Here is a 25,658-nt window from a genome sequence, read left to right on the forward strand (position 1 = left end):
CGAGCGACATCGGGGTGCGCGCGGCCGCTCCTGGTTCCGGGGGTGGCAGCCGCTTTGGTGCCCTGCGCCCCGGCACCGGGCCGCCGAGGCGCGTTTGGCACGCTGGGAGCCATGACGGTCATCGCGGTGCTGGGTGCGGGCAAGATCGGCGAGGCGTTGCTTTCGGGGCTGCTGCACGGCGGCCACGAGCCGGGCGCGCTTCTCTTCACCGAGCGGTATCCCGCGCGCGTCGAGGAGCTCACCGCGCGCTACGGCGTCCGCGGCGTCGAGGTCGAGGAAGCCGCGAAGCGCGCCGACATCCTGGTCGTGGCCGTGAAGCCGCAGGACATCGAGCCGGTGCTGGACGAGCTGGCACCGCTGCTCGGGCCGTCGTCGCTCGTCGTGTCGCTGTGCGCCGGGCTGCCCACCTCGCTGTACGAACGCCGGCTCGCCGAGGGCGTCCCCGTCGTGCGGGTGATGCCGAACACGCCGATGCTGGTCAACGAGGCCATGAGCGCCATCTCCGCGGGCCGGTACGCGACCGCGGACCACCTGGCCGTGGTGCGGGACCTGCTCTCGCACGTCGGCCGGGTCGTCGAGGTGCCCGAAGCGCAGCAGGACGCCGTCACGGCGCTGTCCGGGTCCGGGCCGGCCTACTTCTTCTACCTGGTCGAGGCCATGATCGACGCCGGGATCCTGCTGGGTCTGCCGCGGGCGCTGGCCGGGCAGCTGATCATCCAGTCGGCCGTCGGGGCGGCGAAGATGCTCGCCGAGTCCGACGAGCACCCCGTGCTGCTGCGCGAGGCCGTGACCTCGCCCGCGGGGACGACCATCAACGCCATCCGCGAGCTGGAGAAGCACGGGGTTCGCGCGGCGATGCTGGCGGCCATCGAGGCGGCGAAGGACCGGTCGGTGGAGCTCGGGAAGGCCCACGAGAGCTGACCCGACGGCCCCCGATTCGCCGGAAAGGGCGATTCCGGAGGTCTTGCACGAGCGGGTGCTTGTGCGTTAGCGCTGGTAGGAGCCCATCTCGGTGACAGGCGTCGCATTAGTCCCACCAGTCCCGCTACTCTCGATAGAGCACGTGCGTGTCGATACCACAGGTGGGGAAGCCTCGTGGCGCGACACGTGTCGAAGGACGCGGTAAACATGTCGCCGAACAAAAAGGAGGATTTGCCCGCAGTCGGGCAGGTCCAGTTCTTGACGGTCGCCGAAGTGGCCACGCTGATGCGGGTCTCCAAGATGACCGTCTACCGTCTCGTGCACTCGGGTGAGCTGCCCGCCGTCAGGGTCGGGAAGTCCTTCCGGGTGCCGGAAAAAGCAGTGCACGAGTACCTGCAGGGTGCCTATTACGACGTGGGCTGACGGTCGCCGGGCACGCCGTGGCCTGCGGCGCGCAGCGCTACAGCGTGCCCGCTGACCGGCCCGCGAACCGTCACGGGTAACCTGGAAAACCGCTCGTGCCTGTGCGCTCCACCCGTTGGACGCTGCGCCGGGCAGCGTGACCGACGTCGACCTAAGGAGCGCCCATGGGCTCTGTGATCAAGAAGCGCCGCAAGCGCATGTCGAAGAAGAAGCACCGCAAGTTGCTTCGCCGCACGCGAGTGCAGCGTCGCAAGGCCGGCAAGTAAATCCGGCTTAGCGCAACCGTGGCCCGTCCAGTCTCTGGGCGGGCCACGTCCATGCGGTGGGCACGTCCGCCCGTTCGAGTGAGGCGTGCGTCGCTTTCCGGCGAACCGTGGGCAATAGCACGTGAGACAGGCCCGAGCTACCACTGAAGAGCGGTAACATCTCAACGGCGTCCGCGCGATGCTTCCAGTGAGTGCAGGTTCGCGCGCCTCGGGTGACCGTCCACCCCGCCACACGCCCTACGCCGCAGGGAGTCGCATGCCCTCGAACATCGTGCTCGTCACCGGGGTCGCCGGGGAACTCGGCGGGAAACTGCTCGCCAGGCTGGGCAACAACCCCGACTTCGAACGGGTCATCGGTGTCGACACCGTCCCCCCGCACAAGACCGTCCTGCAACGCATGGGCCACGCGGAGTTCGTCCGCGCCGACATCCGCAACCCGCTGATCGCCAAGGTGATCAGCACGGCCGGGGTCGACACGGTGGTGCACGCGTCCTGCACCGTCCACCCCGCCGGACCGGGCCGCCGCACGGCGATCAAGGAAGTCAATGTCATCGGCACCATGCGGCTGCTGGCCGCCTGCCAGCGGTCCCCGCTGGTCCGCAAGCTGGTGGTCAAGTCGACGGCGGCCGTCTACGGCGCCGGCGCCCGCTCGCAGGCCGTGTTCACCGAGGACTCCGAGCTCATCCCCACCTCGACCAGCGGGTACGCGAAGGACGCCGTCGAGATGGAGGGGTACGTGCGCGGCCTGGTGCGCCGCCGCCCCGACATCACCACGACGCTGTTCCGCTTCGCCAACATCATCGGTCCCGAGACCGACACCGTCCTCGCCCGCTACTTCGCGCTGCCTGTGGTGCCGACGGTCTTCGGCTACGACGCGCGCATCCAGCTGCTGCACTCCTCGGACGCGTTGTCCGTGCTCGAGCGGGCGACCTTGATCGACAAGCCCGGCGTGTTCAACGTCGGCGCGGAAGGGGTACTCACCCTTTCGCAGGCGATCCGGCGAGCCGGCCGGGTCGAGCTGCCGATGCCGCGGAGCGTGGTGCCGTCGGTCGGCAAGGTCCTGCGCGGCGCCCGCGTGGTGGACTTCTCCGCCGACCAGGTCCGGCTGCTGAACTTCGGCCGGGTCGTCGACATCGCCAAGCTGAAGCGGGAGTTCGGGTACACCCCGCGGTGGACCACGCGGGAGGCGTTCGACGACTACGTCGTGGGACGCGGGCTCCGCCCGGTGCTCGACGGCGGCAGGCTGGCCGGACTGGCCGGCAAGGTGCTCGTCGCCGCGGCGACCGGGCAGAGCCGATGAGCAGGCCTTTCGGGGGTCCGGGTGGCGGAGCCCCCGGCCGGGAGCGAAGCTCCGATGGGCATGGCAGGCCTTCCGGCGGGCCGGGACGGCCCAGCAGACCGCAGGACTTGGACGACTTCGAAAGCGAGGCGGAGACCGTGGGCGGTGCCGAGGCGCAGGTCATCCCCCTGCACGGACCGGGCCGGGAGAAGCCCGAAGCGGTGACCGCGGAGCAGGATCTGCGCGAAGGAGAAGCAGCCCGGGAAAACGCGGCGCCGGTCGTCGCCTTCCCCGGCGCCGATCAGGAGGCGCAGGCCCCCGAGGTCCTTTCGGACGCGGCCCGCTCCGCGCTCACCTTCATCCGCGACCGCCTGACGGGCGACTACACCGTCGACGAGTTCGGCTTCGACGCCGAGCTGACCGACGTCGTGTTCCTCCCGCCGCTGCGCGCGCTGTACAAGAAGTGGTTCCGCGTCGACACGCACGGCGTCGAAAACCTCCCCGCGTCCGGCGGCGCGCTGCTGGTGTCCAACCACTCGGGCACGATCCCGCTCGACTCCCTGATGACGGCGGTGGCGGTCCACGACGAGACCGGCGGCCGGCACCTGCGCGGTCTGGGCGCCGACCTGGTGTTCCAGGTGCCGCTGGTGGGGTCGTTCGCCCGCAAGTCCGGTCAGACGCTGGCCTGCCACGCGGACGCCGAACGCCTGCTGCGCCAGGGTGAGCTGGTCGGGGTGTGGCCGGAGGGCTTCAAGGGGGTCGGCAAGCCGTTCGCCTCCCGCTACAAGCTGCAGCGCTTCGGCCGCGGCGGCTTCGTGTCGGCCGCGCTGCGCGCCGGCGTCCCGATCATCCCGGTGTCGGTCATCGGCGCCGAGGAGATCTACCCGAAGGTCGGCGACATCAAGGTGCTGGCCCGGATGCTGGGGCTGCCGTACTTCCCGGTGACGCCGTTCTTCCCGATGCTGGGCCTGCTGGGCGCGGTTCCGCTCCCGACGAAGTGGAGCATCGAGTTCGGCGAGCCGATCGCGACCGACTCCTACGGCCCGGACGCCGTCGACGATCCGATGCTGGTGTTCCAGCTGACCGACCAGGTGCGGGAGTCGATCCAGCAGACGCTTTACCGGCGGCTTTCGCAGCGGAAGTCGGTCTTCCGCGGCTGAGCTGCCCGGTGCTCTATCCTCTCCGGGATGGCCACCGAGGACGCCCGGCCGTGGCACCCGGTCGTCCGCGCCCGTGCTGCGCTGGACGCGCTGGAGCGGCTCGTCGTGGGCATGGGCACCGCCGTGCTGGCGGTCGCGGCCTCGCTGTGGGTGCTCGGGACGGCAGTGCTGTGCGTGGCCGGCGTCGGCATCCTGCTGGTGCCCGCCGCTCTGCGCCTGGTGCGCACCGTCGCCGACCGGGAGCGGACGCGGCTGGAGGTCCTCCACCCGCCACCCGTACCGGGGAACCCGCGTGCCGCCCTCGCCGAGACCTCCGTCCGGCGTGAACTGGGCTGGGTCGTCTGCCACGGCACGTTCGGGCTGCTCCTCAGCCTGACCGCCCTCACCCTGGCCGTGGACGTCATGCACGACGCCTCGTTCCCGGTGTGGTGGTGGTTCGTCGCGCCCGGCGACGCCACTCCGGCCCAGGGGTTCTTCACGGCGACGGACTGGGGGGACGCCTTCGCGATCTGCCTGTTCGGCGTCGCGACGCTGGTCGTCACGGTCGTGGTCGTGCCGGTGCTGGACCGGTGGCAGGCGTGGCCGGGGAAGCGGCTGCTGTCGCCCCACCGCGGGATGGACCTCGCACTGCGCGTCGTCGAGCTCACCGCCACGCGCGCGGCCGCACTCGACGCCCACGCCGCCGAACTGCGGCGGATCGAACGGTCGCTGCACGACGGCACGCAGAACCGGCTCGTCGCGGTGAACGTGCTGCTCGGTGCCGCGAAGCGGGCGCTGGCGCGGGATCCCGCCGCCGCCGAGGAGATCATCGGCCGCGCCCAGGACGCCGGCGAGCAGGCGCTCGCCGAACTGCGCGGGGTGGTGCGCACCATCCTGCCGCCGGTGCTGACCGAACGCAGCCTTCCCGACGCGCTCACCGCGTTGGCCGCCGACTGCCCGGTGACCTGCCGGATCGACGCCGATCTGCCCGCCCACCCGGCGGTCTCGGTCCAGGTGACCGCCTACTTCGTGGTCGCCGAGGCGCTCACGAACGTCGCCAAGCACAGCGGGGCGAGCGCCGCCACGGTCCGGCTCCGCCACGAGCGGGATCGAGACCGGGTGCAGGTGGAGGTCACCGACGACGGCCGCGGCGGGGCGGATGAGGACACCGGGTCGGGGCTCACCGGCATCCGGCGCCGCGTCGAAGCCCACGACGGGACCTTCGCGCTGGCCAGCCCGGCCGGCGGCCCGACGACCCTGGTGGTGAGCCTGCCGTGCGGATCGTGATCGCCGAGGACGACCCGCTGCTGCGCGAGGGTGTCGCGATGCTGCTGCGCGCCGAGGGTGTCGACGTGCGGGCCGCCGTGGCCAACGCCGAGGACTTCCTCGCCGCGGTGGACGAACACGCGCCGGACCTGGCCATTGTGGACGTCCGGATGCCGCCGACGCACACCGACGAGGGGATCACCGCCGCCGTCGAGGCCCGCCGCCGTCAGCCGGGGCTCGCGGTGCTCGTGCTCTCCGCCCACGTCGAGCAGGCGTTCGCCACCGAGCTGTTCACCGACGGCGGCGCCCGGCTCGGCTACCTGCTCAAGGAGCGCGTCGGCCGGGTCGAGGAGTTCCTCGACGCCCTGCACCGGGTCGTGGACGGCGGCACCGCGATCGACCCGGAGGTCGTCGCCCAGCTGCTGACGCGCAGCCGCCCGGGCAACCGGCTCGAGCGGCTCAGCGCGCGAGAGCGCGAAGTGCTGGCGCTCATGGCGGAAGGCCTCGGCAACGGCGCCATCGCCGAACGGCTCGTCGTCACCGACGGCGCGGTGCACAAGCACATCCGCAGCATCTTCGCGAAGCTCGGCCTCACCCCGGCGGATCGAGCCGACCGCCGGGTCACCGCCGTGCTGCACTACCTCAGGGACACCGCCCGGCTCGGCCGGTGAGACGTCAGGGCGCGGGTTCCGTCGCCGCACGCTGGTAGCCGAGGCGCCCCCGGGTCGCGACGAGCAGCACGAGCGACACCACGCCCGAGGCCAGCAGGAACGCGTGCGTGGTGTCCCGGGCCGTCAGCCCCGGGAACATCTCCGACCAGGCGAGCGAGAAGAAGTTGTTGACGCTGGTGTGCAGCAGCATGGCCAGCGGCAGGCTCTGGCCGGTGCGGTTGAACACCCAGGTCATCACGATGCTGAAGGTGACGCAGGTGGCGATGAACTCGATCGGCGTCAGCCAGGTCACGTCCGGCCAGCCGCCCCACTCGGTGAAGAACAGGGGCAGGTGCCACACGCCCCACAGCGGGCCGAGGATCAGCGTGCCGCCGAGGGGTCCGTAGCGGCGCTGGAGGCGGGGCAGGGCGAAGTCCCGCCAGCCCGGCTCCTCGGCGAGACCGGTCGTGACCATTTGCAGGAGCAGGCCCGGCAGGTACGCCGCCAGCGTGGCCACGGCCGGCACGAGGGGGTTCTGCTCCGACAGCGCGATCGTGGCGCCCGTGAGGACGGCGGGCACGCTCAGCACGACACCCACGTACCAGAGCCAGTGGACGCGCCACTTGAACAGCCGCCCCGTCCAGCGGCGGAGCCCGGCGCGGCCGTCGGCGACCGCGGTCACCAGGAAAGCCGCGCCGATGGGGCCGAGGTAGGCGCCCGGCAGGACGCCGGCGAACTGCGCCGTGCCGAGGACCTCCGGGAAGCGGAAGTGCAGGACGCCCAGCCCGTTCTCCGACAGGATGTAGGGCGTCCACGCGATCCAGCTCAGCAGGTTGGCCAGGCCGAAGAACCACGTCAACGGGTGACGGCGGATCCGATCTCGCCACCCGGTACCGCCGTCGGTCCGCTCTTCTCCGATGTCCACACGGGTCGTCACCACACTGTCCCTTCGGGAGCCGCTGTTCCGGTGGACGAAGCACACCAGCCGGCGGGGGGTGAGGTCACTCCCGCGGACACCCCGAAGGCCGGTACAGCAGGCTGTACCGAAGACAGCGTCAGCGGCGGCGGTAGGCCATCCCGGCCGCCACCGCGCCGGCCAGCGCTCCCGCGCCCAGCACCGACGGCACGCCGATCTTCGCCGCCTTGCGGCCGGTGCGGAAGTCGCGGATCTCCCAGCCGCGCGCCCGGGCCACGTCGCGCAGCCCGCCGTCCGGGTTGACCGCCACCGCCGTGCCCACCACCGACAGCATCGGGATGTCGTTCGCCGAATCCGAATACGCGGTGCAGCGCTTGAGGTTCAGCCCCTCGCGCGACGCCAGCGCCCGCACCGCGTGGGCTTTCGCGCGGCCGTGCAGCAGGTCGCCGACCAGGCGGCCCGTGTACACACCGTCACGCGTCTCCGCCACCGTGCCGAGCGCGCCGGTCAGCCCGAGCCGGCGGGAGATGATCGCCGCCAGCTCGATCGGGGTCGCGGTCACCAGCCAGACGCGCTGGCCCGCGTCCAGGTGCATCTGGGCCAGTGCGCGCGTGCCGGACCAGATCTTGTCCGCCATCAGCTCGTCGTAGATCTCTTCGCTGATCGACGTCAGCTCCGCCACCGTGCGGCCGGCCACAAAGGACAGTGCGCGCTCGCGGTGGGTCTTGATGTCCTCTTTGTTCTCGCGGCCGCCGAGCCGGAACTTGATCTGGCCCCAGACGAACCCGGCCAGGTCCGAGGACGTGAAGAACTTCCGCGCCGCGAGCCCGCGGGCGAAGTAGAAGATCGACGCGCCCATCATCATCGTGTTGTCGACGTCGAAGAACGCGGCGGCGGTGAGGTCCGGCGGCGCCGGCGGGGCGGGGGGCTCAGCGGCTTCGGAGACCACGCGGGCATGGGCGGCCTCGGCCGACGCCTCGCCCGCGAGCGCGGCGAGCCGTTCGAGCTCCTGACTCTTGTCCCTGCCACGCCAAGCTGACACGCACACCGCCTCCACGACTGCCCACGTCTGGCCACGTCCCTGCGGACGTCCGGTCCTTTGCACAGGGTAGCGAGCCGCCCACCGCGTCGTCGCAGGTGTGGGCCGGACCTCAGCCGATCACGATCGGCGGGAGACCCGGCAGCAAGGGCGGGATCGAAACCAGCGGCGGCGCGGGTGTCGTGGTGGTCGTCGCCGGGGGCCGGGACGTCGCCGGCGGCTGGCCGTACACCGGGGGCGGGGTCACCCCGCCGGTCGGAGCGGGGATACCGGGGGTCGCCGCGGCGTCCGGCGGCGGCAGCTGCGTGCCGGTCGCAGCCGGGTCCGTGCTCCCCGCCGACGACGGCGCGACCGAGGCCGACGTCGGCTGGCTGCCCGCGGCCGGGAGCGGCCGCCGCGTGCACTCGCCGGTCGCCGGGAGCGGGCCGAGGTCGTCGGACGTGCCGGTGGTGATCTGGTAGCAGTTCATCCGCGCCGCCAGCCCGCTGGTGCGCTGCTGGACCTGGCCCAGCAGGTCCCGGACGTCGCCGAAGACCGGGGCCGCGTCGGCCGGCAGCGGCTGCGCCGCCAGTCTCGCCGCCTGGTTGCGCGCCCACAGCCGGACGTCGGAGAGCGCTTGCGCCCCGCCACCGTCGCTGGTCGCCACGGCCGACATCTGGGCGACGCCGGCCCGCAGGTCGGTGGCGAAGTCGTCGTAGGCGGTCCGGTAGTCGGCTTCGCTCGCGTCCTGGGTGGCCAGCTCGCCGAGCTCGGTGATCCGGTTGGTGGCGAACTCGAGGTGCTTGCGGGCCTTTTCCTGGTCACCGAACGTCAGGCCCAGCGCTGTCGACTCGCCGGCGCGCTTCACGCCGTACAGCGGGTCACCGGGCAGCGCGGTGCGGGAGAGCACCAGCGTCAGGCCGGAGAGGACGAGGAAGAGGAAGAGCGCGGCGGCCACCAGGTCGGCGGTCCGCGGCCGCCACCTCCGACGTGGGGTGGTGGCCGCCGCCGTCTCCAGGCGGTCCGCGATCTCCGCGCGGATCCGCTGCCGCGTCTCCAGGTCCGGGGCCCCGGCCGCGCCGAGTTCGCGCAGCGCGCCGACGAGCGCGAGTTCGCCGGCGAACTCGCCGTCCCGGCTCACCGGCGACGGTTCCAGGGCGCGCGCGAACCGCTCGCTCTCGGCTCGCTCACGCGCAAACCTCACGGCGCTGCTCTCCATCCCGGGCTTCGGCCGGTCCTGACACCGGTCTGCGTGGGGTAACGATCCAGAAGCCGTGAGGGTTACCCGATTCGGCCGACGAACGGAAAAGTTCGCGGGTTCAGCGCAATCCGGTGGGCAGGAGTTGTGCCAATCGGCGTACCGCGCGGTGCTGCAGCGCCTTGATCGCGCCTTCGTTGCGGTTCATGATCTCGGCCGTCTCGGCGACGGACAGTCCCTGCAGGAACCGCAGGATGATGCATTCCCGCTGGTCGGCGCCGAGTTCCGCGACGCAGCGCAGCAGCTCGGCGCGGGTGGCGCGGCTGATCGCCTCCTGCTCGGGGCCCACCTGGGCGGTCGCGCCGACGCTGAACGGCGCCGAACCGGGTTCGGTCACCTCGTCGGTGACCACCTCGAGCTTGAACCGGCTCGATTTCACGTGGTCGAGCACGAGGTTGCGGGCGATGGTGACGAACCAGGCGCCGACGTCACGTCCCTGGTAGCTCACCGACGTGATGCGGCGCAGCGCGCGCAGGAACGTCTCGCTGGTGACGTCCTCGGCGAGGTCGCGGTCGCCGAGCCGGAACAGCACGTAGCGGTAGACGACGTCGACGTAGCGGTCGTAAAGCCGGCCGAAGGCGGACGAGTCGCCGTCCTGCGCGGCGCGCACCAGGTCCCAGGCCTCGGCCTTCGCCGCTTCGGCGCTCTCGTCGTCGGACGCCTGCCTGCTCAGCGGCACGGCCGACGGCCGCCCGAAGACGCGCTCGGCGAACATCGAGACGGGGCCGCGGCTCACGGCGGTCGGCACGGTCATCGGGCGGCACCTCCGGCGGCGGCTTCGACCCAGCGGGCCACGGTACCCCCGGCACCCGGACGAGCAGGGGCCTGCCGTCTCGCATGCCCCACGAACTCGTGGGCAGGCAAGTTCGTCACGGCGACTCCCTCTCTCCGGTCGCGGCGGTGATCAACGCCACCGGGCGCGACGCAGTGCAGCATACGTGTGGTTACCGCTAAGTAGGTAGTGGTTCCGGGGTTGCGCAGACGCGACGCTGCCGCTCGGCACCCATGACGTCGCTTCAGATGACAGACTTGCAACGGTTCGCGCCGGGCGAGGAGAGGCGGGTCGCGGGTGAGTGCGCAAGAGGCGACGCAAGCGGGAGTCGGCGGGCTGCTCGCCCGGGCCGTGGCCACGTGGCCGGACCACCCCGCCGTGCTCGAGACCGGCACCGGGAGAGGACTCACCTACCGCGAAGCCGACGCGGCCGCCCAGGCCCAGGCCCGCCGGCTGGCCGACGCCGGCGTCGGGCCCGGCGACCGGGTCGGGCTGCGGCTGCCGACGTCGGTGGACTTCGTGGTCGCCTTCTTCGGCGCGCTGCGGGCGGGGGCCGTGGTGGTGCCGCTGTCGCCGCAGGCGCCCGGGCCCGAACTGGGGAAGCTGCTCGAGCACAGCGGGGCGAAGGTCGTCATCCAGCGCGAAGCGGACGAGGCCCTGCCGGACGGCGTGAGCGGTCTCACGCCGGGAGGTGACCCGGACGGAGGAGGCGAAGGCGCCGACGCCGGCCGGGCCGGTGAGGACATCGCGGTCATTTCGTACACGTCCGGCACCACCGGGCCGCCGCGCGGGGTGATGCTGTCGCACCGCGCGCTGCTGGCGAACCTGGCGCAGATCAGCGCGGTCGACGGGGTGCTCGAGCACGACGACCGCGTGCTGATCACCATCCCGCTCTTCCACGTCTACGGCCTCGGGCCCGGCCTCCTGCAGGCCACCGCGGCCGGCGCGACCGCGGTCCTCTCGGAGCGCTTCGAACCGCAGCGCACGCTGGACGACTGCGCCGAACACCGCGTCACCTCGATCACCGGCGTCCCGACGATGTACGGCGAGTTCGCCGCGCTCGGCGCCGACGCACTCCGCCGCGGCCTCGCCACCGTGCGGCGGATGACGTCCGGCGCGGCGCCGCTGCACCCGAAGGTGCTGACCGCCATCCGCGAGGCCGCCGGCCTCGACGTCTACGAGGGCTACGGCCTCACCGAATGCGCGCCGGTGGTGACCTCCACGCTGGTCACCGGCTACCCGAAGCCCGGCTCGGTCGGCAGGCCGCTGCCCGGGATCGAGCTGCGGCTGGTGGACAGCGACGGCACCGACCAGTCCGTGCCGCTCGACCCCGACGACGTCGACGACGTCTTCGAGGCCGACGGCGAGACCGGGCTGGTGTCGATCCGCGGCGCCAACCTGTTCTCCGGGTACTGGCCCGACGGCGGCCAGGGGCCGGACGCCGAGGGCTGGTTCCGCACCGGCGACGTCGGCTACCTCGACACCGACGGCGACCTGCACCTGGTCGACCGGGCCAACGACCTGATCATCGTCAACGGCTTCAACGTCTTCCCGCGCGAGGTGGAGGCAGTGATCGATGAGCTGCCGGAGGTGACCGAGGCGGCGGTCGTCGGGGTGGTGGACGAGCGAAGCGGCGAAGCGGTGAAGGCGTTCGTCGTGCCCGCGGCCGGGGCGTCGCTGTCCGAGCAGCAGGTCGTCGACCACTGCGCGGCCCACCTGGCCGGCTACAAGGTGCCGCACGCGGTGGAGTTCGCCGAGTCGCTGCCGCACTCGGCCACCGGGAAGCTGCGCCGGCTGCGGCTGCGGTAGGAAGGACGGTATGGCGCACGAAGTGACGGTCATGGGCCGGGACGGCTGCCACCTCTGCGAGGTCGCGGAGGCCGACGTCGCCCGGATCTGCGGGGAGCTCGGCGTCGCCTGGAAGGCCGAGGACGTCGACACCGACCCGGAGTGGCGCGCCGAGTACGGCGACCGCGTGCCGGTGATCCTGGTCGACGGCGCCGAGCACGGGTACTGGCGCGTCGAAGAGGACCGGCTGCGGCGCGCGCTGGCCTGATCCGTAACACGTCCGTAAGCCACATCGGGCCGCCTTCCGGAGCGAGTGCTCCGAAGATGGAGGCGTGAGCACTCTCCAGGACGCGCCGCCCGAGACGCCGAAACGCCTGTCGCTGCCGGTCGCGACGCTGATCGGCCTGCTGGCGCTGGCCGCCGCCCTCGGGGTGGGCCACCTCGTCGCCGGTTTCGTCGGGTACACGGCTTCGCCGTTCATCGCGGTGGCCGACTACGTCGTCGACCACAGCCCGAGCGGCATCGTGAAGTGGGCCGAGCGGACGCTGGGCACCTGGGACAAGCCGGTGCTCAAGCTCGGCCTGGCGGTGGTGCTGGTCCTGCTCGGGCTGCTGGCCGGGCAGCTCTCGCGCCGGACGCCGCGGGCCGGGCAAGTGCTCGTCGTCGTGCTCGGTGCCGCCGGGGTCGCGGCGGTGTTCGCGCGCAGCGACCTCGGGCAGGTGTCGCTGCTCGCGCCGGTCGCCGCCCTGGTCGCCGGCCTCACAGTGTTCACCTTCCTGCACCGAGCGGCACTTTCACGTGAAAGCGACCACCAGGGGGCGGCACTTTCACGTGAAAGCGGCGCTTCGGGGGCGTCGCGGCGCAAGTTCCTGCGTGCCGGGGTCGGCGTGGCCGCGGGGTCGGGCGTCGCCGCCGTCGTCGGCCAGGTGGCCGGGACCAGCTCGAACGCCGAGGACTCGCGGATCGCCGTCGGGCCGCTCGTGCCCGCCCGCACCGCCCCGCCGCTGCCCGCCGACGCCGACTTCGTGAAGCTCGGCTCCCCGCCGTTCATCACGCCGAACGCGGATTTCTACCGCATCGACACCGCGCTGGTCGTGCCGCAGGTCCGCGCCGAGGACTGGAGCCTCCGCGTGCACGGGATGGTCGACCGCGAGGTGACGTTCTCGTACGCGGACATCCGCACCCGGCCGCTGGTCGAACGCCGGGTGACGCTGACGTGCGTCTCCAACGAGGTCGGCGGCCCGCTCATCTCGAACGCGACGTGGATCGGCGTCGACCTCGCCGGTCTGCTGGACGAGGCCGGCGTGCAGGCGGGCGCCGAGCAGATGTTCGCCACCAGCGTCGACGGCTGGACGTGCGGCACCCCGGCGAACGTCGCGCTCGACCCGGAGCGCGGCGCGATGCTGGCGATCGGGATGAACGGCGAGCCGCTGCCGGTCGAGCACGGCTTCCCGGCGCGGATCGTCATCCCCGGCTTGTACGGCTACGTGTCGGCGACGAAGTGGGTCAAATCCCTCGAATTCACCCGATGGGATGCCCGGCAGGCGTACTGGCTCAGCCGGGGGTGGGCCGAGCAGGCGCCGATCAAGACCGAATCGCGGATCGATACGCCGAGCGGGTTCGCCGGCGTCACCGCGGGCAAGGTCCGGCTCACCGGCACGGCCTGGGCGCAGCACACCGGCGTCGCGAAGGTCGAGGTCCGGCTCGACCAGGGGGAGTGGCGGGAAGCCACGCTCGCGGCCGAGGTGAGCAAGGACACCTGGCGGCTGTGGTGGATCGAGCTCGACGTGCCGAAGGGGACGCACCAGGCGTCCGTCCGGGCCACCGATGCGGGTGGTTACACCCAGACGGAGAACCGCGCGGACCCGGTGCCGGACGGGGCCACCGGCTGGCACTCGATCACCCTCGACGCCCACTGAGCCACCCCGCCCGCAGCAGTCGCGGCCCCGGGATGGCGCCCGGCTCGCGGGAGCCGTTCACCGCGCAGGCCGGTCCGCTCGCCGCGCCGGCGAGGGCAGCCACGGGCACGCACTCGATCACCGTCGACGCCCGCTGAGCCCGGAAGTGCCTGGCGGACAAGGATTCTGACGCCGTGTCGTGATCGCCGCCACCCGCGCGCGGCTCCCGAACCGCCTCCGACCTGTGACTTTGTGCGTGCGTTCACAAGTGGTCTACCGTAGGGCCATCGCCCGGGCGGCCGGTATCGAACCGGACGCCGGGTCCTGGGTCAAGACACAGTTCCGAATGGTCGTGGCGATGCCGCCAGTCGGGCACAGCGGGCAGGAGACAACGGCGTGGTGACACAGCGGGGGAGGCGCGACGCGGCGGACGCGGCGGCTCCTCCGGGGCGAACGCCACGACGGCCTCGCCGTCCGGCCACCCCGGACGCCGACAACGCACCGACCGCCGAGATGCCCGCGGTACCCGCCGAGGCGAACGGCCGCAACGGGGATGCCCCCGAGGCCGTCCGGGCGAAGTCCATTCCCGAGGCCGCGGTCGCCCGGCTCGCCGTCTACCTCCGCGTTCTGTCCGGAATGTCCGAGCAGGGTGCGACGACCGTTTCGAGCGAAGAGCTCTCGCAGGCGGCGGGCGTCAATTCCGCGAAGCTGCGGAAAGACCTCTCCTACCTGGGTTCCTACGGCACCCGCGGGGTCGGTTACGAGGTCGGCGTCCTGGTCAGCCAGATCGAGCGCATCCTCGGCCTGACCCGCCAGCACAAGGTCGCCGTGGTCGGCATCGGCAACCTGGGCCACGCGCTGGCCAACTACGGCGGCTTCCCGGGGCGCGGCTTCCCGGTCGAAGCGCTGTTCGACCTGGACCCGGACCTGATCGGCGTGCCGGTCGGCGGCCTCCCGGTGTCGCACATGGACGACATCCCCCGGATCTGCGCCGAGCGGGGCGTCTCCATCGGCGTGATCGCCACCCCGCCCACCGCCGCGCAATCGGTGTGTGACCGGCTGGTCGCGGGCGGTGTCCAGTGCATCCTCAACTTTGCTCCCGTCGTGCTGCAAGTTCCGGCTCACATTGAGGTCCGGAAAGTGGATTTGGCCGTGGAGCTGCAGATACTCTCGTTCCATGTGGCCCGCCGAGCGGACAGTGAAGCCTCAGCCGCCGGTAATCAGGGCAATTCCGGATTATCGGGTGCGGTGCTTCCGGCCGAGAATGGCAACGGCAGGCGGAACGGCACGGGTCCGGACGGCGGACGGGGAATGGTGGTGCGCTCATGAGCGTGTTGGCGGTCGGTCTTTCGCACCGGAGTGCGGAGCTGAGCACGCTCGAGCGCGTCGCGGTGCCGACGCCCGAGGTGGGCAAGGTGCTGGACGAGCTGCAGCAGGCCGAGCACGTCAGTGAGGTCATGCTCGTCTCGACCTGCAACCGGATCGAGGTCTACGCGGTCGTCGAGACCTTCCACGGCGGCCTCAACGACGTCTCCGAGGTGCTGGCCCGCCAGGCGGGGATGGCTCCGGCCGAGCTTTACGACAGCCTGTACGTGCACTACGCCGGGGCGGCCGTCGAGCACCTGTTCTCCGTCGCTTCGGGCCTGGACTCGATGGTCGTCGGCGAGACGCAGATCCTCGGCCAGGTCCGGTCGGCCTACGCCACCGCGCGTGAAGCCGGCACGCTCGGCCGCACGCTGCACGAGCTGATCCAGACCACGCTTCGCGTCGGCAAGCGCGTGCACACCGAGACCGGCCTCGACGCGCTCGGCGCGTCGGTCGTCTCCGAAGCGCTCGCCGCGGCCGGGGACATCACCGGCAAGCACGCCGTCATCGTCGGCGCCGGCTCGATGGGGGCGCTGAGCGCGTCGCAGCTGCGGAAGGCCGGCATCGGCGAGATCACCGTGGCCAACCGCACCGACGCCCGCGCCCGCCGGCTCGCCGCGAACGTCACCGAGCAGGGCGTGCCCGCCCGCGCGATCCCGCTGTCCGCGGTCACCGACGCCGTCCGCGAGGCCGACGTCGTGATCTGCTGCACCGGCGCGCAGGACGCCGTCTTCGGCCCGGAGCAGGTGCTGCCGCGCGGCGGCAGGCCCCTCGTCGTCTGCGACCTCGGCCTGCCCCGTGACGTCGACCCGGCGGTCGGCGAGCTGGCCGACGTGCGCGTCGTCGACCTGGCCACCATCCAGCGCCGCATGCGCGAGGCCGGCACGCCGACCACCGAGCGCCAGACGGCCAAGGCGACCGGGATCGTCCTCGACGAGGTGCGCGACTACCTCGCCGCGCAGCGCAGCGCCGAGGTGACGCCGACCGTGACCGCGCTGCGCCGCCGCGCGGCCGAGGTCGTCGACGCCGAGCTGCTCCGGCTGGACAACCGCCTCCCCGAGCTCGACGCCGGGGTCCGCGAGGAGGTCGGCCGCACGGTCCGCCGGGTGGTCGACAAGCTGCTGCACGCGCCGACGGTGCGGGTCAAGCAGCTGGCCGCCGAGACGGCCGAGACCGACTACGCGAACGCGTTGCGCGAACTGTTCTGCCTCGACCCGCAGGCGCCCGCCGCGGTGGCGAGCCCGAAGCCCCCACCAGAGAAGAAGTAGTAGTGACCAGAGTCATTCGCATGGGTACGCGCGGTTCGAAGCTCGCGCTCGCCCAGACCGGGACCGTCGCCGACGCCCTGCGCGCCACCGGCGCCGAGGTCGAGATCATCAAGGTGACCACGCCCGGTGACCAGTCCTCCGCCCCGATTCCCACGATCGGGGTCGGCGTCTTCACGTCGGCGCTCCGGGAAGCCTTGCTGCGCAACGAGGTCGACGTCATCGTTCACTCGTACAAGGACCTGCCGACCGCGCCCGAACCGGGCATCGCGCTGGCCGCCGTGCCGCCGCGCGAGGACCCGCGGGACGCCCTGATCGCGCGCGACGGGCTCACGCTCGGTGAGCTGCCGCCCGGCTCCAGCGTCGGCACGGGCTCCCCGCGGCGCACCGCGCAGCTGCGCGCGCTGGGTCTCGGTTTGGAAATCGTGCCGATCCGCGGCAATATCGACACCCGCATGCGCAAGGTCACCGACGGCGAGCTCGATGCCGTCGTCCTCGCGCGTGCCGGACTGGCCAGGATCGGCCGGGCCGAGGCGATCACCGAGACCCTCGACCCGATCCAGATGCTGCCCGCGCCCGCACAGGGAGCGCTGGCGGTGGAGTGCCGGTCCGCCGACGTGGACCTCGAGCAGCTGCTCCGGTCCACACTGGACGACGAGGGTACGCGGGCCGCGGTGACGGCCGAGCGGGCTCTGCTGGCCGCGCTCGAGGCGGGGTGCAGCGCGCCGGTGGGTGCGCTCGCCGAGATCGTCGAAGATCTCGACGCCGACGGCAAGGTCGTGGAACGGATCTCGCTGCGCGGCACCGCCGCCGCGGAAGGCGAGAACGGTGCGGTGGACATGGTCCGGGCCATCGCACTGGCAGACCTGGACCAGGCCGCCCAGCTGGGCAAGGACCTGGCCGCCGAGCTGCTGGACCTGGGGGCCGGAGCACTCTCCGACCCCGCCGAGTGACCTGGGCGTCACCCATCCGAACGTAGGAGACCTGTGGCCGGGCGATCCCGCACGGCCGCCGCAAGAGGAGAAACGCACAGATGACCCCCGCGCGAAAGACCACCGGGCGCGTAGCCTTCGTGGGCTCCGGGCCCGGCGACGCCGGCCTGCTCACCGTCCGCGCCCAGGAACTGCTCGCCAAGGCCGAAGTCGTGGTCACCGACCCCGACGTGCCGCAGGCCGTGCTGGCCATGGCCGCCGAGGGCGCCGAGGTCCGGCCCGCCGTCGGCGAGGCCGCCGAGGTCGCCAAGGACCTGACCACCGAAGCCAAGTCCGGCCGGCTCGTGCTGCGCCTGATCGCGGGCGACCCGCTGACCACCCCGGCCGTGGTGGCCGAGGTCCAGGCGGTCGCGCGCACGAGCGCCGTGTTCGACGTCATCCCGGGCGTCTCCCCGGCCGCGGCCGTCCCGGCGTACGCCGGCGTCGCACTGGGCGGCACGCACACCGAGGTCGACGTCCGCGGCGACGTCGACTGGGCGGCCCTGGCCGCCGCGCCCGGCCCGCTGGTGCTGCACGCGACGTCGGCGCACCTGGCCGAGGCCGCGTCGGCGCTCACCGGCAACGGCGTCCCGGCGTCGACCCCGGTCGCGGTCACCGCGAACGGCACCATCAACACCCAGCGCACCCTCGACACCACGCTCGAGAAGCTCGCCAACGACGCGGGCGAGCTCGTCGGGCCGCTGATCGTCACGATCGGCCAGGCCGCCGGGCAGCGCTCGAAGCTGTCGTGGTGGGAGTCGCGCGCGCTGTACGGCTGGAAGGTCCTGGTGCCGCGCACCAAGGAGCAGGCGGGCGAGATGGCCGAGCGCCTGCGCGGCCACGGCGCGACGTCGCACGAGGTGCCGACCATCTCGGTCGAGCCGCCCCGCAGCCCGGCGCAGATGGAGCGTTCGGTCAAGGGCCTCGTCGACGGCCGCTACCAGTGGATCGTCTTCACCTCCACCAACGCGGTGCGCGCGGTGTGGGAGAAGTTCGAGGAGTTCGGCCTGGACGCCCGCGCGTTCTCCGGCGTGAAGATCGCCTGCGTCGGCGAATCGACCGCGGCGAAGGTGCGTTCGTTCGGCATCATCCCGGAGCTGATCCCGTCCGGCGAGCAGTCGTCCGAGGGCCTGCTGGCCGAGTTCCCGCCCTACGACGACGTCCTCGACCCGGTCGACCGCGTGCTGCTGCCGCGGGCCGACATCGCCACCGAGACGCTGTCGGCGGGCCTGCGCGAACGCGGCTGGGAGATCGACGACGTGACGGCCTACCGGACCGTCCGGGCCGCCCCGCCGCCCGCCGACACCCGCGAGATGATCAAGACCGGCGGTTTCGACGCGGTCTGCTTCACCTCGTCTTCGACCGTGCGGAACCTGGTCGGCATCGCCGGCAAGCCGCACACCCGCACGCTGGTCGCGTGCATCGGCCCGAAGACCGCCGAGACCGCGGTGGAGTTCGGGCTCCGGGTCGACGTCCAGCCGGAGAAGGCGGACGTGCCGCACCTGGTGGACGCGCTGGCCGAGCACGCCGCCCGGCTGCGCGCCGAAGGTGCGCTGCCGCCGCCGCGCAAGGCGAAGCGGGCCCGCCGCTCCTGAGTCCGTGGTTCGTGAAGGCCACCTGGAGGAACTTCGAGTTCCTCGAGGTGGCCTTCACGGCTTTCCGGGCACCCTTGCGGAACCGGGGCGAAAGCGGCGGGAGTAACTTGGAGGGGTGTTCCCCGAGCATCGTCCCCGCAGGCTTCGCACCACCCCGGCCATGCGCAGGCTGGTGGGCGAAACGACGCTGCGGCCACGCCAGCTGATCCTCCCGATGTTCGTCGGCGAAGGGCTCGACGCGCCCCGGCCGATCTCGAGCATGCCGGGCGTCGTCCAGCACACCCGCGACACGCTGCGGAAGGCCGCCGTCGACGCGGTCAACGCCGGGGTCGGCGGGCTCATGCTGTTCGGCATCCCCACCACCCGGGACGCCGAGGGCTCCGGGGCTGTCGACGAAAACGGCATCCTCAACGTCGCCCTGCGCGACCTGCGGCAGGAGCTGGGGGACGCCACCGTCCTGATGGCCGACACCTGTCTCGACGAGTTCACCGACCACGGCCACTGCGGCGTCCTCGACGCCGACGGCGCGGTCGACAACGACGCCACCCTGCGGATCTACGCCCAGATGGCCGTCGCGCAGGTCGAAGCCGGGGCGCACGTGCTCGGGCCGTCCGGGATGATGGACGGCCAGATCGGCGTCATCCGCCGCGCGCTCGACGAGGTCGGGCACAAGGACGCGGCGATCCTCGCGTACGCCGCGAAGTACGCCAGCGCGTTCTACGGCCCCTTCCGCGAGGCCGTCGATTCACAGCTCAAGGGCGACCGCAAGACCTACCAGCAGGACCCGGGGAACGCCCGCGAGGCGCTGCGCGAGATCGAGCTGGACCTCGCCGAGGGCGCGGACATGATCATGGTCAAGCCCGCGCTGTCGTACCTGGACGTCGTCAAGGCGGCCGCGGACATCTCCCCGGTGCCGGTGGCGGCGTACAACATCTCGGGCGAGTACGCGATGGTCGAAGCCGCGGCGGCGAACGGCTGGCTCGACCGCGAACGCACGGTCCTCGAGGTGCTGACGTCGATCCGCCGCGCGGGTGCCGACCTGATCCTCACCTACTGGGCCGCCGAAGCCGCAGCCTGGCTGGACTGACCGGCTAGAGTCACCGCCGTGGCGGACAAGGACACCGAAGACCTCAGCGGTCTCACCGACGACGAACGGCGCCAACGCGGCCGTTCGCCCGATCCCGTGCTGCCCGGCGAGCACGCGCCGAAGGCCGCGCCGCCGCGCCCGGTGGCCATTTCGTTCTGGCTGTGGGTGGCCGGCGGTGTCGTGCTGATCCTCGGTTACGTGCAGCTGCTGGCCGGCAAGTCCGCGGTCATCGACCGGTACGTCGAGGGGACCACCGATCCGAAGATCACGCCGCAGATGATCGCGGACGGGGTCACGGCGATGCTGTGGTACCTCTTCGGCGGGTCGATCGCGTTCGTCCTGCTGTTCCTGCTCTTCGCGTACAAGGCCCGCGAAGGGACCCGCTCGGCCCGGACCGTGCTCACCGTCCTGCCGATCGTGATGGTGCTGCTGATCTTCACCTTCGCGCCGGTCCTCACCTACCTGACGCTCGTCGCGGTGCTGTTGTTCGTCATCGCGCTGGTGCTGCTGTACCTGCCGTCGGTGAGCGGCTACTTCCCCAAGGCCGGCAAGCGGCCGTGAGCGACCGGCTCTACGCCGAGTCCGGCGTGAGCTGGGCCGCCATCGGGTGGGGCCCGGTGTTCGCGCTGGTGGGGGCCCTCGCCGAGCTCGTCACCGGCGGCCCGGTGCACTACGTGGGCTGGCTGATGGTCGGGGCCGGGCTGTGCGTCATCACCATGCCGTGGGTGTACGCGCGGCGCCGGTTCCTCTCGCTGGAAGTCACCACCGAGCACCTGCGGCAAGGCCGGGAGCAGCTGACGGCCGCGCAGATCGCCGAAGTCGCCGACGTCGGCACGCCGGTCGGCGCGCGGGTGCTCGGCGGTGGCTGGTCGGTGCCGCGCAAGTACGACTCGCTGCCGGTGAAGCTCGCCGACGGCACGGTCGTGCTCGCCTGGGCGAAGGACGTCGAGGCGCTCCAGGACGCGCTCGACCGGCTCGTCCGGGCGACGCCGCGTGAAGCATGAGAAAATCGCCGGTGTGATCGACCTTCCGCAGCCCACCGGCGCCGAGCTCTGGCCACCGGACGAACCCGGCCCGCACGCGCGGCTGCACAAGCCGTGGCGGGGGCTGGTCGCCGCCGTGGAGGTCGTGCTGGCCGTGCTCGCCGGCTGGGCGGCCTACGCGTGCTGGCACAGCAGCGTCGCCACCGTCGTCACCCGGACCGACGACGGCGCGGTGCTCGAGTCGCACCGCTACTTCGGCGGGCTGCTCGCGGCCGCCATCGGGCTCGGCACGGTGGCCGCGCTCCTGCTCGTCGACGCGGTCCGTCAGCTGACGCTCGCGGTCCGTGCGCGGAGTTCCCGGGCCGAGGGCTGATACACAGCTCGTACACAGGCAACGAACAGTCAATTGCTAAGCACCGGCACGACTGTTGCCGCATGACGCGCGTGCGTGCCTCGAAGGCATGGCTGATCAACGGAGCTCTGGTCGTTCTGCTGGCCGGGGCGGCATTCGGGATATACCAGGCATTCAGCCCCGCACCGAGCTCGGCGCAGGCCCAGAGCCGCAGTACCCCCGTCCGCCGGGCGACGGTCACCGAGACCATCTCGGCCGCCGGGACCCTCGCCAGCAGCTACACCGGTGCGGCGAACTTCTCGTCGGCCGGCAAGGTCACCTCGATCGACGTGAAGGTCGGTGACGTCGTCAGTGCCGGGCAGAAGCTCGCCACCATAGACAGCACCCAGGCGGCGAAACAGCTTCAAGTCGCGAAGGCGAACCTCGCGGTCGCGCAGGACAACCTCGACACCGCCGAGACGGCCGAAGACACCCCGGCCACCTCGCAGAACAGCCAGAACGGCCAGAACGCGCAGAACAGCGCCCAGTCCGCGGCCAACAACGTCACCTCGGCGCAGGCGAAGCTCGACCAGGCCCAGCTCGACGTCCAGACCGCGCAGCAGGCGCTCGACAACACGACGCTGTACGCGCCCGGCGCCGGCACGGTCACCGCGGTCAACGGCTCGGTCGGGCAGCAGTCCTCCAGCGGCTCGGCGGCGAGTTCCCAGTCTTCGAGCGGCAGCGGCCAAGGCGGCCAGGGTTCGTCGTCGAACTCCAGCTCCGCCTCGTCGAGCAGCAGTAGCAGTAGCAGCTCCGGGTTCATCACGATCACGAACCTGAGCGGCCTGGTCGTCAACACCTCGGTCGCCGAGATCGACGTCAGCAAGGTCAAGGCGGGGCAGAACGCCACGGTGACGCTGAACGCGCTGCCGGACAAGCCGATCCAGGCGACCGTGTCGAGCGTCAACCTGACCCCGACCACGAGCGGCAGCGTCGTGTCCTACGGCGCGCAGCTGGCGCTGACCAGCCCGCCGGACGGGCTGCGGCCCGGCCAGTCGGCGAGCGTCGTGATCACCGTCGCCGAGGCGCAGAACGCGCTGAGCGTGCCGGCCGCGGCGGTGCAGACCGTCGGCAGCACCAACGTCGTCACGGTGCAGGAAAACGGCCAGAACGTCAGCAGGCAGGTGCAGGTCGGCCTGCGCGGCGAGTCGACGGTCCAGATCACCTCCGGGCTGACCGAGGGCGAGAACGTCGTCCTCACCGCCACGGCCGCGACCGGCTCCACCGGCGGGACCAACCGCACGGGCGGGACCGGGGGCACCGGTGGGTTGGGCGGGACCGGCGGTTTCCCGGGCGGCGGCCAGCGCGGCACCGGCACCGGCACCGGCGGCTTCGGCGGACGCGGATGAACCCCGTGATCGCGGTCTCCGGACTGCGCAAGACCTACGGGGCGGGCGAGACGGCGGTGCACGCGCTGCGCGGCGTCGAACTCACCGTGTGGCCCGGCGAATACGTCGCGATCATGGGCGCGTCCGGCTCCGGCAAGTCGACCCTGCTGAACATGCTCGGCTGCCTCGACGTCCCGACGTCCGGCCAGTACCTGCTGGACGGCTTCGGCGTCGGCAAGCTGAACGAACGGCAGCTGGCCCTGCTGCGCAACCGGAAGATCGGTTTCATCTTCCAGTCGTTCAACCTGGTGCCCCGGACGTCGGCGTTGTCCAATGTGGAGCTTCCGTTGGTCTACAGTGGACTCCGCCGGGCCGAACGGCGCCGTCGCGCGCTCGCGGCGCTCGACATGGTCGGCCTGTCCGACCGGGCCAAGCACCTCCCGAGTGAGCTCTCCGGCGGCCAGATCCAGCGCGTCGCGGTGGCGCGCGCGCTGGTCACCGGCCCGGCGATGCTGCTGGCGGACGAGCCGACCGGCAACCTCGACCGGCGCAGCACCGAGGACGTCCTCGGCGTGTTCGACCGGCTCAACCGGCTCGGCCGCACCATCGTCGTGATCACGCACGAGGACGAGGTCGCCGAGCACGCGCGCCGCGTGGTCCGGGTCGATGACGGGCTGATCGTGTCGGACGAAGTGACGCGCGTGACCGGCACCGTCGGAGCCGTCTCGTGAACCTCCTCGAAATCCTGCGGTTCGCCGTGCGCGGGCTCACGGCGAACAAACTGCGCTCGGCGCTCACCACGCTCGGCATCACCATCGGCGTGGCGGCGGTGATCCTGCTGGTCGCGGTCGGCAACGGCGCGTCGGCGGCCATCGCGGCCAGCATCCAGGGCCTCGGCACCAACGTCGTCAACGTCTCCCCGGCGCGCGGCGGCGGGCAGGGCGCGTCGGCGCGGCCGCTGACCGTGCAGGACGCCCACGCGCTCGTCGACCCCGTCGGCGCCCCCGACGTCAAGGCCTCCTCGCCGGTGGTCAACACGACGGCGACCGCGACCTACGGGCAGACGTCGTACGACATCTCCAGCGTCGCCGGCACCGAACCCGCGTACTTCACGACGACCAACCGCGACCTGGCCGAAGGTCAGCTGTTCACCAGCGAGGACGTCACGGCCGCGCGCAAGGTCGTCGTCCTCGGCCCGACGACGGCGGAGTCGATCTTCGGCAGCGCCACGGACGCGGTCGGCAAGAACGTGTTGCTGAACAGCATCCAGTTCACCGTGATCGGCGTGCTGCAGGCCAAGGGCAGCACCGGCCTGCAGAACGCCGACGACGTCGCCATCGCACCGATTTCGGCGGTCCAGAACTCCCTCGCCGGGTACGGCAGCCTCAGCCAGATCGCCGTCCAGGCCACCAGCGCGGACTCCGTCTCGCTGGCCCAGTCGGAGATCACCGCCATCCTCAACGCCCGCCACGGCATCCGGCTCGGCGGCACCCCGGACTACCAGATCCAGAACTCCGAGCAGCTGCTCGCGACGCGGACGTCGGCGACCGAGACGTTCACCGTGCTGCTGGCGGCGGTCGCGGCGATCTCGCTGCTGGTCGGCGGCATCGGCGTCACCAACATCATGCTCGTCACGGTGACCGAGCGGATCCGCGAGATCGGCATCCGCAAGGCCATCGGCGCCCCGCGCTCGGCCATCCTCGGCCAGTTCCTCGCCGAAGCGACCATGCTCAGCCTGTTCGGCGGGCTGCTCGGCGTCGCGATCGGGCTGATCGGCAGCCGGTTCACCATCTCCGGGATCAAACCGGTCGTGGTGCCCTCGTCGATCCTGCTCGCCTTCGCCGTATCCGCCCTGATCGGGCTGTTCTTCGGCAGCTTCCCGGCGAACCGGGCCGCCAAGCTGCGGCCGATCGACGCCCTGCGTCACGAATAAGGAGTTCCCGATGTCTTCGTCCACCGAACCGTCACTTTCACGTGAAAGTGCCGCTTTGCCGCACAAAGTGGAGCTTTCACGTGAAAGTGCCGCTTTGGAGCCGACCGCCGAGCAGATCGTCGCCAGCCCGGCGGTCGACACCGACTTGAACGCGGAGATGCACCGCGCCGCGAAGCCGTTCTCCCGGAGCACGCTGGTGCTGGCCGGGCTCGTCGTGCTCGCGATCGCCTTCGGCGGCGGCGCCTGGACCCACGCGGCGTTCGGCTCTTCGACGTCGTCGTCGCCCACGCGGCCGTCCGGGGGCACCCCGGGCGGCACCGGGCAGACGGCAGGCGCCGGGCAGCAGGGCGGCGGCTTCCGCGGAGCCGGCGGCCGCGGCACCACGGGCACGGTGGACCGCGTCGACGGCACCACGGTGTACGTGAAGACCGCGCAGGGCACCGACGTCAAGGTGTCCACATCGGACTCGACCACGGTCGGCGTGACCCAGCAGGGGAAGCTCTCGGACCTCAAGCCGGGCTCGACGGTCGTGGTCCAGGGCCAAGCGGGTGACGACGGGACGGTCGCCGCGCAGGCCATCACCCAGCAGGCGGCGCGCTAGTTCAGGACGACGATCGCGGTGGTGAGCGCCGTCGCGTAGAGGATCCAGCCGAGGTAGGGCACCAGGAGCGCGGCGGCGGCCTTCGACCGGCGGCCGAACAGGACGATCGTGATGACCACGACGACGTCCAGCACCACGATGTCGGCCAGCGCGAGCCCGGCCGCGCGGCCCTCGAAGAACAGCGGCGTCCAGAGCAGGTTGAACAGCAGGCCGATGCCGTAGGCGGCGAACCCGCGCGTCTCGCCGTCGGTGCGCCAGTACAGCCAGCCGGACACCGCGATGGTGACGTACAGCACCGTCCACACCGGACCGAACAGGGACGCGGGCGGCGCCCACGGCGGCTGCTCGAGCCGCGCGTAGACGTCCTTGGCCGACGTCGCGGCCAGTGCGCCCACCACGGCCACCACGGTCACGACGGCGAGGAAGCCGGCCAGCACCAGCCACGGGTTGCGGTGGGGGACGCGTTCGGTCACCGGCTGTTCCCCCTCCCGGGCGGCTGCCCGCCATCCTAGGCGGGTTTGCGAGACTGAACCTCATTCTGGTCA

General features: G+C 72.0%; 27 protein-coding genes. 22 read left to right on the plus strand and 5 right to left on the minus strand.

Annotated elements, in window-relative coordinates; all coding sequences use genetic code 11:
- Positions 1 to 111 precede the first annotated feature (111 nt).
- From proC to AB0F15_RS01345, 7 genes are all read left to right on the plus strand, one after another.
- Entirely contained in the window at positions 112 to 921 is an 810-nt protein-coding gene (gene proC / locus AB0F15_RS01315) for a pyrroline-5-carboxylate reductase (protein WP_360263371.1), read from the plus strand.
- A 207-nt stretch (positions 922 to 1,128) separates the two neighbouring features.
- Positions 1,129 to 1,344 carry a helix-turn-helix domain-containing protein gene (locus AB0F15_RS01320; RefSeq protein WP_013222402.1) on the plus strand — a complete coding sequence of 72 codons (216 nt, stop codon included), beginning with the start codon at positions 1,129 to 1,131 and terminating at the stop codon, positions 1,342 to 1,344.
- A gap of 164 nt (positions 1,345 to 1,508) precedes the next feature.
- Positions 1,509 to 1,610: an AURKAIP1/COX24 domain-containing protein gene (locus tag AB0F15_RS01325; protein ID WP_007030867.1), complete on the plus strand. Its 102-nt coding sequence runs from the start codon at positions 1,509 to 1,511 to the stop codon at positions 1,608 to 1,610.
- Between the two features lie 256 nt (positions 1,611 to 1,866).
- Positions 1,867 to 2,910 carry an NAD-dependent epimerase/dehydratase family protein gene (locus tag AB0F15_RS01330; protein WP_360263374.1) on the plus strand — a complete coding sequence of 348 codons (1,044 nt, stop codon included), beginning with the start codon at positions 1,867 to 1,869 and terminating at the stop codon, positions 2,908 to 2,910.
- 107 nt (positions 2,911 to 3,017) lie between these two features.
- The gene (locus tag AB0F15_RS01335) at positions 3,018 to 4,049 is read left to right on the plus strand and encodes a lysophospholipid acyltransferase family protein (protein WP_360263376.1); all 1,032 of its coding nucleotides are present in this window, start codon (positions 3,018 to 3,020) and stop codon (positions 4,047 to 4,049) included.
- A 27-nt stretch (positions 4,050 to 4,076) separates the two neighbouring features.
- Positions 4,077 to 5,315, plus strand: a complete 1,239-nt coding sequence (locus tag AB0F15_RS01340) for a sensor histidine kinase (protein WP_360263379.1) — start codon at positions 4,077 to 4,079, stop codon at positions 5,313 to 5,315.
- A complete protein-coding gene (locus tag AB0F15_RS01345; protein WP_360263381.1) occupies positions 5,303 to 5,965 on the plus strand; it encodes a response regulator transcription factor in 663 nt (220 codons plus the stop codon). Before AB0F15_RS01340 ends, AB0F15_RS01345 begins: the two co-directional genes overlap by 13 nt.
- 4 nt (positions 5,966 to 5,969) lie before the next feature.
- Here the strand turns inward: AB0F15_RS01345 and AB0F15_RS01350 are convergent, their stop codons facing one another.
- The 4 genes from AB0F15_RS01350 to AB0F15_RS01365 form a co-directional block, all read right to left on the minus strand.
- Positions 5,970 to 6,881, minus strand: a complete 912-nt coding sequence (locus tag AB0F15_RS01350) for a CPBP family intramembrane glutamic endopeptidase (RefSeq protein WP_360263383.1) — start codon at positions 6,879 to 6,881, stop codon at positions 5,970 to 5,972.
- Between the two features lie 118 nt (positions 6,882 to 6,999).
- A complete protein-coding gene (locus AB0F15_RS01355) occupies positions 7,000 to 7,917 on the minus strand; it encodes an HAD-IB family hydrolase (protein ID WP_285987918.1) in 918 nt (305 codons plus the stop codon).
- A 94-nt stretch (positions 7,918 to 8,011) separates the two neighbouring features.
- Positions 8,012 to 9,082 carry a DUF5667 domain-containing protein gene (locus tag AB0F15_RS01360; RefSeq protein ID WP_360263386.1) on the minus strand — a complete coding sequence of 357 codons (1,071 nt, stop codon included), beginning with the start codon at positions 9,080 to 9,082 and terminating at the stop codon, positions 8,012 to 8,014.
- A gap of 115 nt (positions 9,083 to 9,197) precedes the next feature.
- Positions 9,198 to 9,890: a sigma-70 family RNA polymerase sigma factor gene (locus AB0F15_RS01365; RefSeq protein WP_360263389.1), complete on the minus strand. Its 693-nt coding sequence runs from the start codon at positions 9,888 to 9,890 to the stop codon at positions 9,198 to 9,200.
- 315 nt (positions 9,891 to 10,205) lie between these two features.
- On the opposite strand from AB0F15_RS01365, the gene AB0F15_RS01370 reads away from it, so the two are divergent.
- The 15 genes from AB0F15_RS01370 (at position 10,206) to AB0F15_RS01440 (ending at position 25,113) form a co-directional block, all read left to right on the plus strand.
- Positions 10,206 to 11,717: a long-chain fatty acid--CoA ligase gene (locus AB0F15_RS01370; protein WP_360263391.1), complete on the plus strand. Its 1,512-nt coding sequence runs from the start codon at positions 10,206 to 10,208 to the stop codon at positions 11,715 to 11,717.
- Between the two features lie 10 nt (positions 11,718 to 11,727).
- Positions 11,728 to 11,964 carry a glutaredoxin family protein gene (locus AB0F15_RS01375; protein ID WP_360263394.1) on the plus strand — a complete coding sequence of 79 codons (237 nt, stop codon included), beginning with the start codon at positions 11,728 to 11,730 and terminating at the stop codon, positions 11,962 to 11,964.
- A gap of 64 nt (positions 11,965 to 12,028) precedes the next feature.
- On the plus strand, positions 12,029 to 13,615 hold the full coding sequence (locus tag AB0F15_RS01380) for a molybdopterin-dependent oxidoreductase (RefSeq protein WP_360263397.1): 1,587 nt from the start codon (positions 12,029 to 12,031) through the stop codon (positions 13,613 to 13,615).
- Positions 13,616 to 13,990: 375 nt separating this feature from the next.
- Positions 13,991 to 14,923: a redox-sensing transcriptional repressor Rex gene (locus tag AB0F15_RS01385; RefSeq protein WP_360263400.1), complete on the plus strand. Its 933-nt coding sequence runs from the start codon at positions 13,991 to 13,993 to the stop codon at positions 14,921 to 14,923.
- Positions 14,920 to 16,227, plus strand: a complete 1,308-nt coding sequence (locus AB0F15_RS01390; protein ID WP_360263403.1) for a glutamyl-tRNA reductase — start codon at positions 14,920 to 14,922, stop codon at positions 16,225 to 16,227. The genes AB0F15_RS01385 and AB0F15_RS01390 overlap by 4 nt, the downstream gene beginning before the upstream one ends.
- A gap of 20 nt (positions 16,228 to 16,247) precedes the next feature.
- Entirely contained in the window at positions 16,248 to 17,177 is a 930-nt protein-coding gene (gene hemC / locus AB0F15_RS01395; RefSeq protein WP_360263406.1) for a hydroxymethylbilane synthase, read from the plus strand.
- Between the two features lie 80 nt (positions 17,178 to 17,257).
- The gene (locus tag AB0F15_RS01400) at positions 17,258 to 18,790 is read left to right on the plus strand and encodes a bifunctional uroporphyrinogen-III C-methyltransferase/uroporphyrinogen-III synthase (protein WP_360263409.1); all 1,533 of its coding nucleotides are present in this window, start codon (positions 17,258 to 17,260) and stop codon (positions 18,788 to 18,790) included.
- Positions 18,791 to 18,905: 115 nt separating this feature from the next.
- Positions 18,906 to 19,877 carry a porphobilinogen synthase gene (hemB, locus tag AB0F15_RS01405; protein WP_360263411.1) on the plus strand — a complete coding sequence of 324 codons (972 nt, stop codon included), beginning with the start codon at positions 18,906 to 18,908 and terminating at the stop codon, positions 19,875 to 19,877.
- A gap of 18 nt (positions 19,878 to 19,895) precedes the next feature.
- Complete coding sequence (locus tag AB0F15_RS01410) at positions 19,896 to 20,438, plus strand: hypothetical protein (protein WP_360263414.1); 543 nt, start codon at positions 19,896 to 19,898, stop codon at positions 20,436 to 20,438.
- Positions 20,435 to 20,881, plus strand: coding sequence for a hypothetical protein (locus AB0F15_RS01415; protein ID WP_360263417.1), 447 nt, complete (start codon positions 20,435 to 20,437; stop codon positions 20,879 to 20,881). The genes AB0F15_RS01410 and AB0F15_RS01415 overlap by 4 nt, the downstream gene beginning before the upstream one ends.
- 13 nt (positions 20,882 to 20,894) lie before the next feature.
- Positions 20,895 to 21,233 (plus strand): hypothetical protein, encoded by a 339-nt coding sequence (locus tag AB0F15_RS01420; protein WP_360263420.1) that lies wholly within the window; start codon positions 20,895 to 20,897, stop codon positions 21,231 to 21,233.
- A 62-nt stretch (positions 21,234 to 21,295) separates the two neighbouring features.
- Complete coding sequence (locus AB0F15_RS01425) at positions 21,296 to 22,600, plus strand: biotin/lipoyl-binding protein (RefSeq protein WP_360263422.1); 1,305 nt, start codon at positions 21,296 to 21,298, stop codon at positions 22,598 to 22,600.
- A complete protein-coding gene (locus AB0F15_RS01430) occupies positions 22,597 to 23,310 on the plus strand; it encodes an ABC transporter ATP-binding protein (RefSeq protein ID WP_360263424.1) in 714 nt (237 codons plus the stop codon). The genes AB0F15_RS01425 and AB0F15_RS01430 overlap by 4 nt, the downstream gene beginning before the upstream one ends.
- On the plus strand, positions 23,307 to 24,512 hold the full coding sequence (locus AB0F15_RS01435; protein ID WP_360263427.1) for an ABC transporter permease: 1,206 nt from the start codon (positions 23,307 to 23,309) through the stop codon (positions 24,510 to 24,512). Before AB0F15_RS01430 ends, AB0F15_RS01435 begins: the two co-directional genes overlap by 4 nt.
- A gap of 94 nt (positions 24,513 to 24,606) precedes the next feature.
- Positions 24,607 to 25,113 carry a hypothetical protein gene (locus tag AB0F15_RS01440; RefSeq protein WP_360263430.1) on the plus strand — a complete coding sequence of 169 codons (507 nt, stop codon included), beginning with the start codon at positions 24,607 to 24,609 and terminating at the stop codon, positions 25,111 to 25,113.
- On the opposite strand, the gene AB0F15_RS01445 is transcribed toward AB0F15_RS01440, so the two are convergent.
- Positions 25,110 to 25,586 carry a TspO/MBR family protein gene (locus tag AB0F15_RS01445; RefSeq protein ID WP_360263433.1) on the minus strand — a complete coding sequence of 159 codons (477 nt, stop codon included), beginning with the start codon at positions 25,584 to 25,586 and terminating at the stop codon, positions 25,110 to 25,112. The two genes, AB0F15_RS01440 and AB0F15_RS01445, sit on opposite strands and share 4 nt — an antisense overlap.
- Positions 25,587 to 25,658 lie beyond the last annotated feature (72 nt).

The sequence above is a fragment of the Amycolatopsis sp. NPDC026612 genome (assembly GCF_040638285.1).
In the GTDB taxonomy this organism is placed as follows: Bacteria; Actinomycetota; Actinomycetes; order Mycobacteriales; family Pseudonocardiaceae; genus Amycolatopsis.

Bases quoted from the DNA above. Each gene is read 5' to 3' on its own strand.
- AB0F15_RS01330 (WP_360263374.1), top strand. From the start codon at position 1,867: ATGCCCTCGAACATCGTGCTCGTCACCGGGGTCGCCGGGGAACTCGGC.
- AB0F15_RS01375 (WP_360263394.1), top strand. From the start codon at position 11,728: ATGGCGCACGAAGTGACGGTCATGGGCCGGGACGGCTGCCACCTCTGC.
- AB0F15_RS01365 (WP_360263389.1), bottom strand. From the start codon at position 9,890: ATGACCGTGCCGACCGCCGTGAGCCGCGGCCCCGTCTCGATGTTCGCC.
- AB0F15_RS01425 (WP_360263422.1), top strand. From the start codon at position 21,296: ATGACGCGCGTGCGTGCCTCGAAGGCATGGCTGATCAACGGAGCTCTG.
- hemC (WP_360263406.1), top strand. From the start codon at position 16,248: ATGGGTACGCGCGGTTCGAAGCTCGCGCTCGCCCAGACCGGGACCGTC.
- proC (WP_360263371.1), top strand. From the start codon at position 112: ATGACGGTCATCGCGGTGCTGGGTGCGGGCAAGATCGGCGAGGCGTTG.
- AB0F15_RS01325 (WP_007030867.1), top strand. From the start codon at position 1,509: ATGGGCTCTGTGATCAAGAAGCGCCGCAAGCGCATGTCGAAGAAGAAG.
- AB0F15_RS01390 (WP_360263403.1), top strand. From the start codon at position 14,920: ATGAGCGTGTTGGCGGTCGGTCTTTCGCACCGGAGTGCGGAGCTGAGC.
- AB0F15_RS01400 (WP_360263409.1), top strand. From the start codon at position 17,258: ATGACCCCCGCGCGAAAGACCACCGGGCGCGTAGCCTTCGTGGGCTCC.
- AB0F15_RS01320 (WP_013222402.1), top strand. From the start codon at position 1,129: ATGTCGCCGAACAAAAAGGAGGATTTGCCCGCAGTCGGGCAGGTCCAG.
- AB0F15_RS01340 (WP_360263379.1), top strand. From the start codon at position 4,077: ATGGCCACCGAGGACGCCCGGCCGTGGCACCCGGTCGTCCGCGCCCGT.
- AB0F15_RS01430 (WP_360263424.1), top strand. From the start codon at position 22,597: ATGAACCCCGTGATCGCGGTCTCCGGACTGCGCAAGACCTACGGGGCG.